The sequence below is a fragment of the Bacillus cereus group sp. BfR-BA-01381 genome (assembly GCF_022663555.1).
GTDB classification, from domain to species: domain Bacteria; phylum Bacillota; class Bacilli; order Bacillales; family Bacillaceae_G; genus Bacillus_A; species Bacillus_A pacificus.
The window spans coordinates 1-15,824 of sequence record NZ_JAKUFR010000102.1 but is presented as its reverse complement, the minus strand read 5'-3'; the positions used below and the strand labels follow the sequence as shown (position 1 = coordinate 15,824).

Sequence of the window (15,824 nt, the reverse complement as noted above, 5' to 3'; positions counted from 1 at the left end):
ATTAGCACAATGGCAACAAGGAAACTTCCAACCAAATTGCATTATTCCTGGTCAACAACCTACTGAAAATGTTGTAACTGAGCAACCGACAGCTAAGCCAGAAACTCAAAAGCCTGCTGAGCAAAAACCTGCCGAGCAAAAGCCTGCTGAAGAAGTTCAAAAACCAGAAGCTCAAAAGCCTGCTGAAAACAATAATACGCAAAAACCAGCTGAACAAAAACCGGCTGAGCAAAAGCCTGCTGAAGAAGCAAAATCTTTAAGCGAGTTCGAACAACGTGTTGTTGAATTAACAAACGCTGAGCGTGCAAAACAAGGTTTACCAGCTTTAAAAATCGACACTGAATTAAGCAAAGTAGCACGCATTAAATCTGAAGATATGCAAAAAAATAACTACTTTGATCATAACAGCCCTACATACGGGTCTCCGTTTGACATGATGAAGAAATTTGGTATTTCTTATACATCTGCAGGTGAAAACATCGCCCAAGGCCAACGTACACCTGAAGAAGTAGTACAAGCTTGGATGAACAGTGCTGGACACCGTGCAAACATCTTAAATAATGGCTTCACTCACATCGGTGTTGGTTATGTAGAAAGCGGTAACTACTGGACACAACAATTTATTACGAAGTAAATAGATTAAAAGAGTCTTCTCATAATGAGAAGACTCTTTTTTACGTTTCATAACTTTCTATTATGTATGAGTATAAAGCGTAGAACATAAACAAAATAGAACCACCACTTATTACGCTAAGTAACACATAAAATCCCCATTTCAAGTTCAAAAACAATGAAAACAATATACTACATGCCATCACTTGAAAAATCCGCCTACTCACTAAACGGATCTTTTTTAATTTGATTGAGTCTTTTTCCGTACTCTGAACTTTTTTAAACGCCTTACTAAGCATAAAAAGAAACATACTAATCCCTATTGTTAGTCCTGTTTGAAAGGATATCATGCTTCCAAAATTAATAAAGAGAATGAGCATATGGATAAACAACATAAATAAAGTAATCGTCTTTAGAAATCCACTTATCATGACATGCTCGTCTTCATTAAACTTATATATATTATGTGAAATAATATACATCAATCCATGTAAGAAAATAATAAGACAAGGAATAAGTGCTATAACAACTTGTTTACTCATAAACTCGTTCGGCCGACCATTTACATCCCAATGTACCGCCAAATGCTCTGGTAAATATGGATAGAGACATAGAGTAACTAAAAGACAAGCGAAAAGTATTCCTAGTATATATTTATATTTGATCAAGTGATTCTCACCTCTCTTTTCTCTTAACGGCTTCGCTTCTTTTAGAGAAATTCCTGCAAAAATCTACTTTTCTCAAATTTAAACTTACACTTTACACATTTACTCTTTGAAATTCTTTCATTGTGTCATTTAATTTTGTAGGAAATGGTACATCAACTTCAATCTCTTCTTTCGTAATTGGGTGTAAAAAGTTTATCTTCATCGCATGTAACGCTTGCCTAGACATATATTTCGTTCCTCCACCATATAAAATATCCCCAACTAACGGATTACCATTATAGCTCATATGAACACGAATTTGATGGGTTCTACCAGTTTCTAATTGTAACGTTACGAGCGTAACATTTTGTTTTTTTAAATACTTCTCTACTTTATAATATGTGATTGCTTGATCTCCCTTTGGAGAAACACGTCGTCTCGTCGCATGATGGCGATCTCTTCCGATAGCCGCATTAATCGTTCCTTGCTTCTTGTTCACTTTCCCTTCTACAAGAGCCGCATACGTTCTTTTAATTTTTCGTTCCATTAATAGACGATCCATAATTGCACCAGCAATTCTATGTTTGGCAAATACAACACCACCTGTCGTATCTTTATCTAACCGATGAATATGACGAACCTTCGTCTCTAAACCTTGCATTTGAAAATGAAAGGCAACAAGATTTGCAAGTGTTCCCATCCCGCCTTTTTCAGCAGGGTGCGTATCCATCTTCTCAGGCTTATTCACAATGAGTACATGATCGTCTTCATATACTACATCTAATTCACCATATTCAGGCTCTACACCGTATTCTTCCTCCATAAACATATGAACTTGTAACTTTTCATCCTCTTTTAAAAGCTCATTCCATCTTCTCTGTTCTCCGTTAACAGTAACACCTTTTTCCATACGAAGCTGATGTAACAACTTTTTCGGTATTTCCCATTCTATTTTTAATAACGACTCAATGCTTATACCATTCCATTTCGCTGGCACAGTAATTTCGCACCATTCGCCCTTCTTTTTCGTTTCCATACTGTATCACCTTATTTCTATTGATTCTCTCATTGTAACGGAAAATACACTTTGATGCACCGTCAAAAATAGAGGACAGTCTTATAATAGACTGCCCCTCACGCTCTACGCCTTCTCATTTCCTGCAATACTTCTTCCGCTTTTTGTTCATACGATAAATCTTTAAAGAAATCCGCCAATCTTTTATAATCATTATACGTATCTAATAAGTCATCCATCTTTTCTGCTTTCATCACTTGTTGTTTTTGCTTCATTTTTACTGGATAACGATAGCCCGATACTTCTTGTATTTTGTAATACTCATCTTCTACTTGAATAACTTTTACAAGTTCCTCTTCCTCCGCATCCATCGTATACCCATCAAAATCTCTAAGCAATTCATAAATGATATGAGTCCATTCATCTTTTGGATAAAACCCTTTTTCTAACCGATAACCGACAATGCGATACATATGCCCATCGTTTTCTGCAAACTGTACTGTATCATTTAGCTTAAACTTAAAATAACGAAACATTGCCTTCACCTACTTATATGTAATGTTCTTATCACATACTATTTGCAAAATGTAGGTCTTGCTATTCATAAAAAAAATACTCATCTTATAGACGAGTATTTTTTATGATGATTTTTCTCTCTTCTTTCGAAATGGTAACCACCAGTTCCAGTCTCCAAACAATTTCATTAAACTTGGTACGAGCATAAGACGAATAATTGTTGCATCAAGAAATATCGCTAATGCAACGCCAAGACCCATTTGCCGTACTGGTAAAATATCAGTAAAGGCGAAAGCACCAGTTACAACAATCATAATTAATGCAGCTGATGTAATAATTCTACTTGTTGAAACAAGTCCTTCTAACGTCGCTTGATCGTTATCCCCTGTTTCTTCATACAGTTCATGGATACGCGAAATAAGAAAGACTTCATAATCCATGCTAAGCCCAAAGACGAGGCCGAAAATGAAGATTGGTAAAACAAATAGAACTGGACTTGCTTCTAAACCAAAATGACCACCTTCAAATAACCAAACAACAATTCCAATTGTTGCACTTAGACTAAGTATATTCATAATAATCGCCTTAATTGGAATGAGTATAGATCGAAATGCAAATAATAATATAACAAACGTCGATCCAAATATAACAGACATACCAATTGCAACTTTATCTTTAATTTCATCTTCTAACTCTTGTTGGAACGTCGTCATTCCGCCTAGATAATACGTAACATTCGTTTCTTTATAATTTCGTTTAAAATCACGAACCCACTGTTTAGCAGTTTCAGTACGTGGTTTTGTATCTAAAAAGACTTCGATTGTTGTCTTATTTCCTTTCGTATACGCTTCAAATACCGGAGCTATTTTAGCAGCTTCTGGCGACTGTAACAGCCCAGCAACTTGATCTGATTTCATTCCATTTAAACTGTCGTATAAACTTCTTACTTCATTTACTTTCTTATCATCTTTTAACTTCCGAACGACTTCTTCTAGCTTTTGTAAACTTTCTTTTTCTTTTATATCTTTTTTCGTCTCTACGACTAACGTAACATCAGCATGTGTTTTTGCAGTTTCATTAAATGCCTCTTCGTACTTCTCATATGCAATTCTTGTATCACTTTGTTTAGGTAAAGCCTCCACATCAGGGAACTGCAAATTAGCTGTACGTAATGGTAATAAGCAAATCACAATAAATGTTGTAACAACAATAATCATCGCAATTGGATGTTTCATTACAAATTGTGCAAATATACGCCACGCCTTTGCCGGTGTATGTGCTACTTGATTCTTTTTTAATATTCGTTTACCGATTAACGATAATAGCGCTGGAAGAAGTGTGAGCGAGAATAAAATACTCATAATCACAACAATCATTCCACTAATTGCGACAGACTGAATATAATCGATTTTAAAGAAAAACAAACCGGATAGGCCAACGAATACACATAATCCTGAAAATACGATTGCCCGCCCTGCTGTTTGATATGTAATTGCTATCGCTTCTTTTACCGTTCGCTTTGCAACTTCTTCTCGAAAGCGATTTACAAATAATAGTGCAAAATCAATAGATAATGCAAGTCCAATCATCGGTGCAACATTTAACACAAAGATAGATAGTTCCTTATCGCTACCTATAAAGTATAATATTCCCATCGTACTAATAACACTAAGTGCCCCATTTACAATTGGTAAAATAGATGCCAAAAGGCTACCGAATGAAAATAGTAATACGAGGAATGCAATTGGTAACCCAATCATCTCTGCCACTTTTAAATCATTTTGCGTTCTTTCATTAATTTCTTTATTAATTTTCGGAAACCCTGTAGGTGTTACTTTTAATGCTGTATTACTTTCCTTTTCAATTTTATCAGCAAATCGTAATGTCTTTTCCAGTCGTTCTTTATTTGTTTTCCCGGAAAATAAAATTGTCGCATAGCCAATATCATCTTGTAACATTTCTTTATTTTGCACTGGATGATGGAAAGATTCATATGTCTCTTTTTCTTGTACATTTTTTACAATCCTCTCTACTTGCTTTTGAAATTCCTCATGTGAAACGCCCTTATTTTTTTCAAAAACGAGTAGAAGTGTATCTTGAGACCTCTTAAAATCTTTATCTAAAATTTCTTTCGTTTTTTGGTAGTCCCCTTCCGTTTGGAAGCCATCCCCACCTAATACGCCTGGTAGCTTTGGTGCGAATATACCGAGTGCTATCGCAACCAATAGTAATGCTACTATTACTGTATAACGGAACTGATACAAAAAAGCTCCTAATTTTCCCCACTTATCTACTTTATGTACATTTGTTTTCACACATTTCCACCTACTTTACATCATTCAATTGTCACTTATACTGTATCACATCTTCATACAAACAAAAAACGTCTAAAAAAACTATAATAATAGTTTTTTTAGACGTTTTTCTATCTCTCTTTATTAAGACCAAACCTCTCAGTAAGTAAACGATGGTAATAAATCGCCATAATTAATAAAATACCACCTACGCAGTAGCCTGCTAAAATATCAGTTGGATAATGTACATTTAAAATGACTCTACTTAATCCAATCGATACAATGATTATTCCCATCAAAATGGTTATCATATATTTCCCTGTTACACTCTTCAAATTTGCCGCAATGATATAAGCAAGAAATCCGAATGTCATAATAGATAACATCGCATGTCCACTAGGGAAGCTATATCCAAGTGCATCCAACGCTTCATTTAGCGACGGACGATCCCTTTTCATAATTTCTTTTATCCCTTTATTCACAAGATGGGTTATTAAGATGCCCACTGGATATACGATCATCGCAGCATAGTAACGTTTTCTCCAAAAAACAAGTAAACTTATAACGAGCGTAGTTACAATCCCAATAGCAGATCCTAATTTTGTATAGTGTGAGAAAAATGTAAGCGAACTTTCAGTTTGTAATCCTTTTACTAACCCTCTAACATATGTATCCATCACTGTAAAACCACCAGCATGTACTCTCCAAGCAACAATGCCAAATACAGCAAATAATAAACCGATACACATTACCTCATATTGATGCAACTTCTTCTTCAAACGATTTCCTCCTACTATGAAAAAATGCGATTTCTACTTTAGAAACCGCATTTTCTCACTTATTTACCTTTTGTTTTTAACTCTGTCCAGTAACGGTCGTAGTCTTTTAGCTTATCGTCTACATCAACAAGCCATTCTGTACGATCTAATTCTTCTTTCGTTAAGAAGATCATGTGGTTTTCACGATATTCTTTACTATGAAGAGGGTGAGCTTTTTCATTTGGATTACTGTATCCAATTGACTCGTAGTTTTTCACACTTACTTTTTCATCTAGTAAGTAGTTCATAAACTTCTCTGCAAGCTCTTTGTTTTTCGCGCCTTTTGGAATTGCTAACGTATCAGCCCAAATTGTGCCGCCTTCTTTTGGTACAACGTACTCTACATCTTTATTATCTTTTGCGATAAATGCTGCATCCCCAGACCAAACTGTTCCAATCCAAGCATCTTCTGTAATAAATTTTTGTTTAATATTATCTGTATCAAATGCTAATAAGTTTGGAAGTAGCTTCTGTAAATCAGTTGCTGCTGTCTTTAACTGTGCATCGTCTTTCGTGCTGTTTGAAAATCCATGCTTCTTAAGACCCATTCCTAACACTTCACGAGAATCATTTAATAACGTTACATGCCCTTTATATTTCTCATTCCATAAGTCAGCCCAACTTGTAGGTGCTTCCTTCACATACTTTTTATTGTATGCAATACCTGTTACGCCCCAAGTATATACTAAAGAATATTTATTCTCTGGATCAAATGCAGGTGTTTTGAAATTAGAAATCATGTTTTCGATATTTGGGATATTCTTTTTATCTAACGGCGCTAATAAATCCATTTTCGCCATTGTTTTAACCATGTAATCAGACGGCTGAATTAAATCATACTTCGCGCCACCTGCTTGTAATTTCGCAAGCATTTCTTCATTACTTGCATACTTATCATAGTTAATTTTCACGTTATATTTCTTTTCAAAATCTCTTAACACTTGCTCATCAAAATTGTCAGCCCAGCTATAAATGTTTAACTCTTCTTTTTTTTCACCACAACCAGCAAGTACACCAGCAACAAGGCTAAAGCTAATTGCTGCGCCTGCTAATCTTTTCATTAATTTCATCGGTTTTATTACCTCCTCGTACTTTCTATATCGTTCGTATTATAAAGGAAGGTGTCCTCCAGAGTTTTCTTCACCATCTGCACCTTTGTTACGGAAGATTTCAGATAGAACCATTAATCCTACGATAGCCACAATTAGAATTGTAGAAAGTGCATTAATTTCTGGTGATACTCCGCGCTTAACCATACTGTAAATGTATAATGGCAATGTTGTTGATCCTGGTCCTGATACGAAGAAACTAATTACAAAATCATCAATTGATAATGTGAATGTTAATAATGCGGCAGAAATAACTCCTGGTGCAATTGCTGGAAACGTTACATAACGAAACGTTTGCCACGGCGTTGCTCCTAAATCATTCGCAGCCTCTTCTAAATCACGTCCCATACCAGAAAGGCGTGCTGCTAAAATAACGACAACAAATGAAATACTAAATGTAATGTGTGCAATAATAATTGTTGTTTTACCAAGCTCCATACCTAATTGACTAAATAAAATAAGTAAAGATAATCCCATTAAAATATCAGGGATTAAAATTGGTAAATATACAAGACCGTTAATCGCACCTTCATAACGATATTTATAACGATGTAATGCAATTGCGAAAATCACACCAATAACAGTCGTTACAATCGTCGTTACGACCGCAATCGTCATACTATTTACAAACGCATCAATAACATCTTGTTTTTGAAATAAATCTGTATACCAATGGAATGTGAATCCTTCCCATTCCGCATTAATGCGAGAATCATTGAAGGAATACACCATTAAAACCATCATTGGAAAATACAAGAACAATAAAATTAACCAAGAATAAGAAACTAAAAACTTCTTCATCTTTGCCTATTCCCCTCCGTTCCCATCATATTTATATACTTTCGTTGCACGATAATATAAGTAAATTAACAGAACAGAGAATAGAACAACAATCATAGATAACGCAGATCCAAACGGCCAATCACGCGCTCCTAAGAATTGATTTTGAATTACGTTTCCGATTAATGCTACTTTCGATCCACCCATAACGTCTGATACAACAAACATTCCGATAGAAGAAACAAACACTAAAATAGAACCGGTAGCAATCCCTGACATCGTCATTGGTACTGTAACATTCCAAAATGCCTTTACTGGTGTTGCCCCTAAATCATAAGCTGCTTCTAGCTTACGCTTATCAAGCTGCTCAATCGCTGCATACACTGGTAAAATCATAAATGGTAATAAAGAATATACCATCCCGAGTATGACAGAAGGTGTATTATATAGTAAATTTAAAGGTTCACTAATAATACCTAGCTTCAATAGCAATGTGTTTACAAGACCTTGTGAACGTAAAATAACAATCCATGCGTAAGAACGAACAAGGAAGTTAATCCAAAACGGGATCGTTGCCAATAATAAAAGAATCGAACGATATTTGCGATCAACAATTGTAATTGTATATGCAAATGGATAACCAATTAGTAAACATATTACTGTGGTGATAACCGCAATTTTCACTGTTTCCCATAACGTCCCCATATATAATGGGTCAAATACACGTACTATGTTCTCTAATGTAAATTGCATTTCTACTGTCCCATATGCTCCGCGCTGCATGAAGGCAAATGCCAATACAAACAGAAGGGGAATTAAGAAGAAGATTAACAGCCATGCGACTGTAGGTAGTGCGAGTAATTTCCCTTTTTTCAATTTAAGGTCACCTCGTCCTCTTGCTCCCAGCCTACGTATACATTATCTCCAATGCTCCACTGCGCTGCTTCTTCAGCAGTTTGATATGCCATTAGTAATTCTGATGTTTTCTCATCACGTACATAAAGCTTTTCCATATTTCCAACAAACTCAATGTCTTCAATATGTCCAAGATGGTATTCTTTTAAAACCGGCTCTTCAACCGAACGCACTTTTACGTTTTCAGGGCGAATTGCTACATAGCCTTCCCCGTTTTTCACAATATTATTTTCACCGATAAATGTCGCAACGAACAACGTTTTCGGCTTATTATAAATTTCTTTCGGCGTTCCAATTTGTTCAATATGTCCTTTATTCATAACAACGATACGATCACTCATGCTCATCGCTTCTTCTTGATCGTGCGTTACGTATATGAACGTAATTCCTAAATTACGTTGTAAGTTTTTCAATTCACGTTGCAAGTCTTTTCTTAACTTAAAGTCTAACGCCCCAAGTGGCTCATCTAGTAATAGTACACGCGGGTTATTTACAATCGCTCTCGCAATTGCTACACGCTGCTGCTGTCCACCAGAAAGCTTTGCAGGTTTACGATTACGGAACTCAAGTAACTGCGTTAAACGCATTGCCTCTTCAGCACGCTCTTTCTGCTCTGCTGCCGGTACTTTCTGCATTTTCATACCGAAACAAATATTTTTCTCCACATTCATATGTGGGAATAGCGCATAATGTTGGAACACTAGGTTCATATGACGCTTATATGGTGGCAAATCGTTAATCTTTTCATCATCTAATAAAAGATTCCCTTTAGTTGGAGTTTCAAATCCTGCGATCATACGAAGTAACGTCGTTTTTCCGCAACCACTCGGCCCTAAAATAGTTAAAAATTCTCCTTCTTTAATATCTAAAGAAAGCGGTGGGATAATCACTTGATTTCCAAAATGTTTTTCTACTGCTTCAACTTTAATAATCTTTTTCATTTTCCCGTCCTATCTACCTCAAATTTAAATTTTTATATTCATGAATAAATATTTATGTTCTATAGACTATTTTTTGTTTCGATCCAAACAAAAATGGTTATTTAGCAAGCGTTCACTTCTATTCTTTATGTAGTATGTTTGATTCATTTTCGCATGATACATAATGTCGAACAGAAAAACCCCTTCCATTGCGAAGGGGCTATTATCATACGGCTACGCCTACTGATAAACACCATCATCATTTTAACAACTTTCGTATGAATTTTAAAGCACTTTTTGTAGAAGAGTAACGAATTTTCATATCGAATGCCGTAGATTGGGCTAAAATGCTTTTATAATGTGAAAAAGTCCGAAAACTTTCTTCCCCATGATAACTCCCTAATCCACTGCTTCCGATGCCCCCAAAAGGTAAATATGGCGTTGCAAGATGATAGACGACATCATTAATACAGCCTCCGCCATACGAAATATTACTCGTTACGTTCTTTTGCACTCCTTTATCTTCAGAGAATACATATAACGCTAACGGCTTCGGGTGTTGCTGAATCGTGTCAATTACATCTTCTATGTTGTCGTATTCTATAATTGGTAAAATCGGACCAAAAATTTCGTCTTCCATAACAGCACTTTCCCATGTAACATTAGTTAACACTGTTGGTTCTATATGTAAAGTTTCTTTTTTATAGTTCCCGCCAATTACAGTTTTACCATCTTTCAAAAACGTACATAAACGTTCAAAATGACGTTCACTCACAATTCGTACATAATTATCATTGTGCAGTGGCTCTTTTCCATACTGCTCCTCAATTTCATGTCGCAACGCTTCAATTAACTGTTCTTTCACGGAAGCATGCACATACATATAATCAGGCGCTACACACGTTTGCCCTGCATTTAAAAACTTTCCCCACACAATCCTTCTTGCTGTTACATCTATTTTCGCATCTTTATGTACAATACATGGACTTTTCCCGCCAAGTTCTAACGTAAGCGGCGTCAACTGTTTTGCTGCTGCTTCCATTACTACTTTTCCAACGCCCACACTTCCTGTAAAGAAAATATAATCAAATGGTTCCTTCAGCAAAGCGGTACTTTCTTCAACGCCACCTTCTACTACTGCTACAAGTTCTTCTTGGAATAATTCTTCTAACATTCCCGTAATCACTTTAGAAACGTTTGGCGTTAGCTCTGACGGCTTTAAAACGATTGTATTTCCAGCTGCTAGCGCTCCTACAAGTGGCGCAATTGCTAATTGAAACGGATAGTTCCACGGTGCAATAATAAGTGTCACACCGTACGGTTCAGGTACTACTTTCCCCTTTGATCCAAAATGAGTCAGCGCTGTTCGAACACGCTTCGGTTTACTCCACGATGAAATATGCTTTAATTGAAAAGAGATTTCTTTTAATACATATCCAACTTCCGTTGTAAACGACTCATGAACTGACTTATTTAAATCTAATTTCAACGCCTGAAATATTTCTTCTTCAAAACGCTGAATGCCTTCATAAAGCTTCTTCAAATTATTCTTTCTCACTTCTATACTTCTCGTATGGCCATTATAAAAATATGCTTTTTGTTTATTTACAATAGAAGAAACACTCATTCATTCACCTTCTCCCACTATTTTTATCCAATTCTTTCATTATTTATATAGACTTCATATATAATAAATTTCTATTCGTAAAGTTACATTATATATAATTTCTTCTTTTATATAAAATTCATTGCTCACAAAAAAACTACCGAAAAAAAATCTCTCGGTAGTTTTACTGTATTAACGATATAAACGAACAGCACCTGCAGAATTATCATCAGCTTGTCCTACTACTTCAAACTTCAGACCAAGATTCGGTAAAATACGTCCTGCATCTGGAATCTGTTGGTTAATATACGTTTTCGAATCGTCAAATTTCGGTACACCCGCTAAGCCATCATACGTAAATGTTCCACGCGTTGGAGATACAACTTTCCAAGCTGGTGTTTTGTCGAATGAGAACGCTGCATCAGCGATTTGGAATCGTGTACTACTCTTAACTGTCGGTTTACCATTTAAAGTTCCTACAATTGCTTCTGGGTGAGAGTCAACTACACCAAGGAAACCATGTCCTGGATGTACGCCAACCCAGTTATCTGTGTAAGCAGAGTCCGCATACCATACGACCATACCAGTGTTAAATACTGGACCGCGTGCAAATTTCAATGCGTTATCTGCACCAGCATAGTTTCTCCACTCTACATAATAGTTATGTTTTTTCTTCTCAGTTCCGTTAGATACAACAAAGCCATCTAATTTTAATTGCGGTGTACCTTCTGCATCATCAGAGAATACTACTTTACCATCTACTGTTAATGAAGCATTATCAAGAGCAAATCCATTTAATGCTAAACCACCATCAGTAATGTAATCAAATGTTAATTTTACTTTCTTACCTTTGAATTGGCTTAAGTCATATGATTTGTCAATCCATTTTCCATTTGTCGAATCTGCATTTCCACTATTAGCTTTCTCACCAAGTCTTTCAATTAACGTTTGTTTCCCATCTTCTGTTACAGCATGTACTTCAAGGAAGTCATACTCTGCTTCAATTTCATATAACGATTTGAAATCAAATTTCGCAGTCGTTGCATTCGTTAAATCGAACAGTGGTGTTTCCATCTTCGTATGAAGATCGTCACCTTTTGTGCTGTAATAATACTTCTTACCAAATGCTGGTTCAATTGTTTTAACATCTTTATCCGGTAGGTTAACACGAATCATACCTGGACGATCTGACTTCGTTACACTTTGATCTAAATACGTCGCTAGACCGATACCTTTATTTAATTTCTCGTAATCTACTTCTACGATATTTGCCCAGTTACCACCGATTGTTTTTTGGAAAAATTCTTTATTTTGTGGTGAGAAACTCGTTGGCGTCGTTCCAGCGATTTTACCAGCCCAGCTTCCGCCACTCATAATAGACCAAGCTTCAATCGGCTCACCTTGACCACTATATTGTGTATCGTACTCATCTGGAAGACCTAAATCGTGACCATATTCATGTGCGAATACACCAACTGCTCCATCTTCTGGTTCAATTGTGTAGTCGAATGCTGCCATTTTTCCACCCCAATATGGAACTTTCGCTTGTGTGCCTTCAATTGGGAATGGTTTTGGTCCAACTGTCCAGCGATGTGACCAAATTGCATCGTCACCTAATTTACCGCCGCCAGCTTCTTGTCCAACACCTGCATGGATAATCATTAAGTGATCGATTAAACCATCCGGTTGATTTTGATTACCATCACCATTTACATCGTATTGATCGAATTGATCAAACTCAGATAAATCAATACCGCTATCTACAGCTGCTTTTAATGCATCTTTTACTAAATCACGTGGTCCTTTTGGTCCTTTATTATCATGACCGCCACTTGCAGCATCTGCACCGTAATCAGCGGCTTTACCAGGAACTGTTAACCATTTTGTAACCGTTCCATCCACTGTGTAACTACCGCCAGATTGCTCTTCATAATATTGTTTAAACGTTTCGATTTTACTTCCATCATCTAATGTGAATGGCTCATCACCGAATAACATTTTTTCATAATGTTCTTTGTTAAAATCGTTAGAATACATATAACCAGGTTCTTTATCGATATTGTTATGTTTAAAGTCCGCGTACTCTACAAGTAAAACAAGTACTTTATCTTTACGCACATCACCGTTATACGCTTTTTGCTTTGCCGGAGATGTTGGTACTTTACCATTTAAGCCGCCTTTAACTGGTCCTGTCGCAGTAGGTGTTCCTGTTGCAGGTTTATCTAACTTTTCTTTCGTATCTGCTTTCGCATCTTTCACTTTCTTTAAAAAGTCAGATGCTTCTTTCGTAAGTGGGTCCCCATTTGATACTTCTTTCCCAGGATTTTCACCCTTTTTGTTCTCTACATATTTTTCGACAGCTTTCTTTGTTTCTGTCTCTGAAGCCTTCGAATCAATTACCCCACGTTTTTTTAGTGCATCTGCTAAACGTTCTTCCGGAATTAAATGATCATCAACTGGGCTCGTAGCTGTCTTATTAACAGGCGTTTCAGCATATGCAGACTGGCCACCTGCTCCGAATGAAAGACCTAATACAGCTGTCAAAGCGATTGATGATAAAACTTTGAACGGTTTCTTGTTCATCCCTTATTTCCTCCCCTAATAAATAATATGTATTACAAATTGAATTTTATTAAAAATTCAATATTTTTTCAATATTTAGTCATATTATGTAATGTTTTTAATATATTTGTAAAAATTTCATAGTTAGCATACGAGTATATCACAATTCAACAATGTTTTCTGAAAATATTGAAAATATTTGTCAGAAACTTTATAATCGCCATAGAGGGAATTTAATGGGGATTTTATCTTTGTTTTATCTACAAAATATTTGATAATTCACTACATAAATACAAAATCCGATTGCATTATCACGTATTCTGTAGCAGCAGTTATGACCGATAATTAGGGAGGAATTACATTTGTACAAAGATAAGACTGACGCATTGGATCAAGAATGGATTGATTTAATACTTGAAGCTCTAGACGCTGGCATTGCACTACAAGATATCGAACATTTTTTCCAACGTATGAAACCATCTAGTCAGGCTCAATAGGTTTGTTCTTTTTAGCGAAGTTTATGTTATAATAATGACATCATAAGACGACGACATATTGATAGAAAGGTGCGCAAATATGATTGGAGAACGTATAAAACGCCTTCGCTTACAAAAAGGTATTTCATTAACTGAACTTGCCGAAAAAGCTGGTGTTGCTAAATCTTACATTAGTTCTATAGAACGAAATTTACAAAAAAACCCTTCCATTCAATTTCTTGAAAAGATCGCAGCAGTTCTACAAATTCCAGTTGATACTTTACTTCATGATGAAACAACAAAGGAAAATCAATTAGACTCCGAATGGACACAACTCGTTAAAGATGCGATGAGCTCTGGCGTCTCCAAAGAACAATTTCGTGAATTTCTTGAATTTACAAAATGGAAGCAAGATCAAAAATAATAAATAGAAAGAAGTGCTTACAATCAGCACTTCTTTTTTCTTTATAAAAAAAGCGGGGGATACCCGCTTTTTTATTATTTTTCTTCGCCAGCTTCTTGATTAGCATTGAATGTCCATTCTAAATTCAATGAATCACCTTGGAAGATATTTTGATCTTTTCCATCATCTACAAATTCAAATTGTACCCATAAATAATCCTCTGTACCAGCTTCTAATCCACCCTTTTCTCCCCACTCAGGAGCAAAGATGTCTTTAGCTAAAAGATCTGGATCAGTTTTTTGTAAGTCTGCTAAAGTTGTTTCATATACAGGCTCACTTTGTTTATCCCAGTTCCAAAGGAATTTCACTTTAATGTGCTTACCAAAGTCTTCACCAGCATTATCGCCTTTTGCATCTTTCACAGTATACTTTGTCGCTAATTTAACGTCTTTAATTGTTAATGAACCGCTATTCTTTAATAAGAACTCTTTCTTAACAGAATCCCCTGGTTTTAAATCTTTAATATCTACAAGCGTTTTAGGGTCTAATGTAAGATCTAACGTCCCAGCCGCAAATGTATTATTCGATACTTCTTTATCGCTAAAGTATGCGAATGTTCCTCCACCAATTAAAGATAACCCCAATGCTGCTGATGCAACTCCCATACCTAATTTCTTTTTCAGACTCACAATCAATTCCCCCTAGCTGTTTTTTATATTTTTATTGCTATCTCTTATTTAAAATAAGAGATGTAACTAAAACTATATTAGCATTAGCTAATATTTGTTCTTTTTTAAAAACCTTACGTTCATTATAACGAACAACCCTATATAAATACAACAAATATTTATTAATATTTTCAGTTATTTTTATTTCTCAATATTATTCTGAAATTTCCGAAAAAAATCGAGAAATAAAGAAAAACTTTAATTAATATTCCCTATCTATACTAATTATTAATCTTCAACATCATATTGCCAATTAATTTTCTCATATCTGTTTTTTGACGTAGATTGTTAAAATAAAGAGGACACGCCGAATAGGTGAGTCGCAATATTCTCTCACCTACTCAGCCTTTATAACCACTATTCGCTCTATATGTTACTGCATTTTACTTGCCATTCTTGTTTCTTACTCTCTTCTTGCTTTTT

The 15,824-nt window shown here is 35.6% G+C and carries 15 protein-coding genes; 3 read left to right on the top strand and 12 right to left on the bottom strand.

Annotation, left to right across the window (positions count from 1 at the left end; translation table 11 throughout):
• Positions 1-634 (top strand): CAP domain-containing protein (locus tag MR079_RS24355; RefSeq protein ID WP_242294802.1); only part of this gene is annotated, 634 nt, incomplete at its 5' end.
• Positions 635-674: 40 nt separating this feature from the next.
• Here MR079_RS24355 and MR079_RS24350 read toward each other — a convergent pair.
• The 11 genes from MR079_RS24350 to inhA1 form a co-directional block, all read right to left on the bottom strand.
• The gene (locus MR079_RS24350; protein ID WP_242294801.1) at positions 675-1,280 is read right to left on the bottom strand and encodes a DUF1648 domain-containing protein; all 606 of its coding nucleotides are present in this window, start codon (positions 1,278-1,280) and stop codon (positions 675-677) included.
• Positions 1,281-1,371: 91 nt separating this feature from the next.
• The gene (locus tag MR079_RS24345) at positions 1,372-2,295 is read right to left on the bottom strand and encodes an RluA family pseudouridine synthase (protein ID WP_242294800.1); all 924 of its coding nucleotides are present in this window, start codon (positions 2,293-2,295) and stop codon (positions 1,372-1,374) included.
• A gap of 98 nt (positions 2,296-2,393) precedes the next feature.
• Positions 2,394-2,810, bottom strand: a complete 417-nt coding sequence (locus tag MR079_RS24340; RefSeq protein ID WP_139869691.1) for a histidinol dehydrogenase — start codon at positions 2,808-2,810, stop codon at positions 2,394-2,396.
• Positions 2,811-2,912: 102 nt separating this feature from the next.
• Positions 2,913-5,105: an MMPL family transporter gene (locus MR079_RS24335; protein ID WP_242294799.1), complete on the bottom strand. Its 2,193-nt coding sequence runs from the start codon at positions 5,103-5,105 to the stop codon at positions 2,913-2,915.
• A gap of 110 nt (positions 5,106-5,215) precedes the next feature.
• Complete coding sequence (locus tag MR079_RS24330; RefSeq protein WP_242294798.1) at positions 5,216-5,863, bottom strand: phosphatase PAP2 family protein; 648 nt, start codon at positions 5,861-5,863, stop codon at positions 5,216-5,218.
• A gap of 59 nt (positions 5,864-5,922) precedes the next feature.
• Positions 5,923-6,972: a spermidine/putrescine ABC transporter substrate-binding protein PotD gene (potD, locus tag MR079_RS24325; protein ID WP_000772497.1), complete on the bottom strand. Its 1,050-nt coding sequence runs from the start codon at positions 6,970-6,972 to the stop codon at positions 5,923-5,925.
• 39 nt (positions 6,973-7,011) lie between these two features.
• Positions 7,012-7,812 carry a spermidine/putrescine ABC transporter permease PotC gene (gene potC, locus MR079_RS24320; protein WP_242294797.1) on the bottom strand — a complete coding sequence of 267 codons (801 nt, stop codon included), beginning with the start codon at positions 7,810-7,812 and terminating at the stop codon, positions 7,012-7,014.
• A 6-nt stretch (positions 7,813-7,818) separates the two neighbouring features.
• Complete coding sequence (potB, locus tag MR079_RS24315; protein ID WP_139869694.1) at positions 7,819-8,667, bottom strand: spermidine/putrescine ABC transporter permease PotB; 849 nt, start codon at positions 8,665-8,667, stop codon at positions 7,819-7,821.
• Positions 8,664-9,647, bottom strand: a complete 984-nt coding sequence (gene potA / locus MR079_RS24310) for a spermidine/putrescine ABC transporter ATP-binding protein PotA (RefSeq protein ID WP_074607973.1) — start codon at positions 9,645-9,647, stop codon at positions 8,664-8,666. The genes potB and potA overlap by 4 nt, the downstream gene beginning before the upstream one ends.
• A 238-nt stretch (positions 9,648-9,885) precedes the next feature.
• Positions 9,886-11,253: an aldehyde dehydrogenase gene (locus tag MR079_RS24305; protein WP_242294796.1), complete on the bottom strand. Its 1,368-nt coding sequence runs from the start codon at positions 11,251-11,253 to the stop codon at positions 9,886-9,888.
• A 171-nt stretch (positions 11,254-11,424) separates the two neighbouring features.
• Complete coding sequence (gene inhA1, locus MR079_RS24300) at positions 11,425-13,815, bottom strand: M6 family metalloprotease immune inhibitor InhA1 (RefSeq protein ID WP_139869696.1); 2,391 nt, start codon at positions 13,813-13,815, stop codon at positions 11,425-11,427.
• Positions 13,816-14,156: 341 nt separating this feature from the next.
• Here inhA1 and MR079_RS24295 point away from each other — a divergent pair, with 341 nt between their 5' ends.
• A complete protein-coding gene (locus MR079_RS24295) occupies positions 14,157-14,291 on the top strand; it encodes an anti-repressor SinI family protein (RefSeq protein ID WP_000276217.1) in 135 nt (44 codons plus the stop codon).
• A 79-nt stretch (positions 14,292-14,370) separates the two neighbouring features.
• Entirely contained in the window at positions 14,371-14,694 is a 324-nt protein-coding gene (locus MR079_RS24290) for a helix-turn-helix domain-containing protein (protein ID WP_139869697.1), read from the top strand.
• 74 nt (positions 14,695-14,768) lie between these two features.
• On the opposite strand, the gene calY is transcribed toward MR079_RS24290, so the two are convergent.
• Positions 14,769-15,362 carry a biofilm matrix protein CalY gene (calY, locus tag MR079_RS24285; protein ID WP_070805540.1) on the bottom strand — a complete coding sequence of 198 codons (594 nt, stop codon included), beginning with the start codon at positions 15,360-15,362 and terminating at the stop codon, positions 14,769-14,771.
• Positions 15,363-15,824: the final 462 nt, after the last annotated feature.

Excerpts from the sequence above, each read along its gene's own strand:
- MR079_RS24345 (WP_242294800.1), bottom strand. The coding sequence starts at position 2,295 with ATGGAAACGAAAAAGAAGGGCGAATGGTGCGAAATTACTGTGCCAGCG.
- MR079_RS24340 (WP_139869691.1), bottom strand. The coding sequence starts at position 2,810 with ATGTTTCGTTATTTTAAGTTTAAGCTAAATGATACAGTACAGTTTGCA.
- potD (WP_000772497.1), bottom strand. The coding sequence starts at position 6,972 with ATGAAATTAATGAAAAGATTAGCAGGCGCAGCAATTAGCTTTAGCCTT.
- potC (WP_242294797.1), bottom strand. The coding sequence starts at position 7,812 with ATGAAGAAGTTTTTAGTTTCTTATTCTTGGTTAATTTTATTGTTCTTG.
- potA (WP_074607973.1), bottom strand. The coding sequence starts at position 9,647 with ATGAAAAAGATTATTAAAGTTGAAGCAGTAGAAAAACATTTTGGAAAT.
- MR079_RS24305 (WP_242294796.1), bottom strand. The coding sequence starts at position 11,253 with ATGAGTGTTTCTTCTATTGTAAATAAACAAAAAGCATATTTTTATAAT.
- inhA1 (WP_139869696.1), bottom strand. The coding sequence starts at position 13,815 with ATGAACAAGAAACCGTTCAAAGTTTTATCATCAATCGCTTTGACAGCT.
- MR079_RS24290 (WP_139869697.1), top strand. The coding sequence starts at position 14,371 with ATGATTGGAGAACGTATAAAACGCCTTCGCTTACAAAAAGGTATTTCA.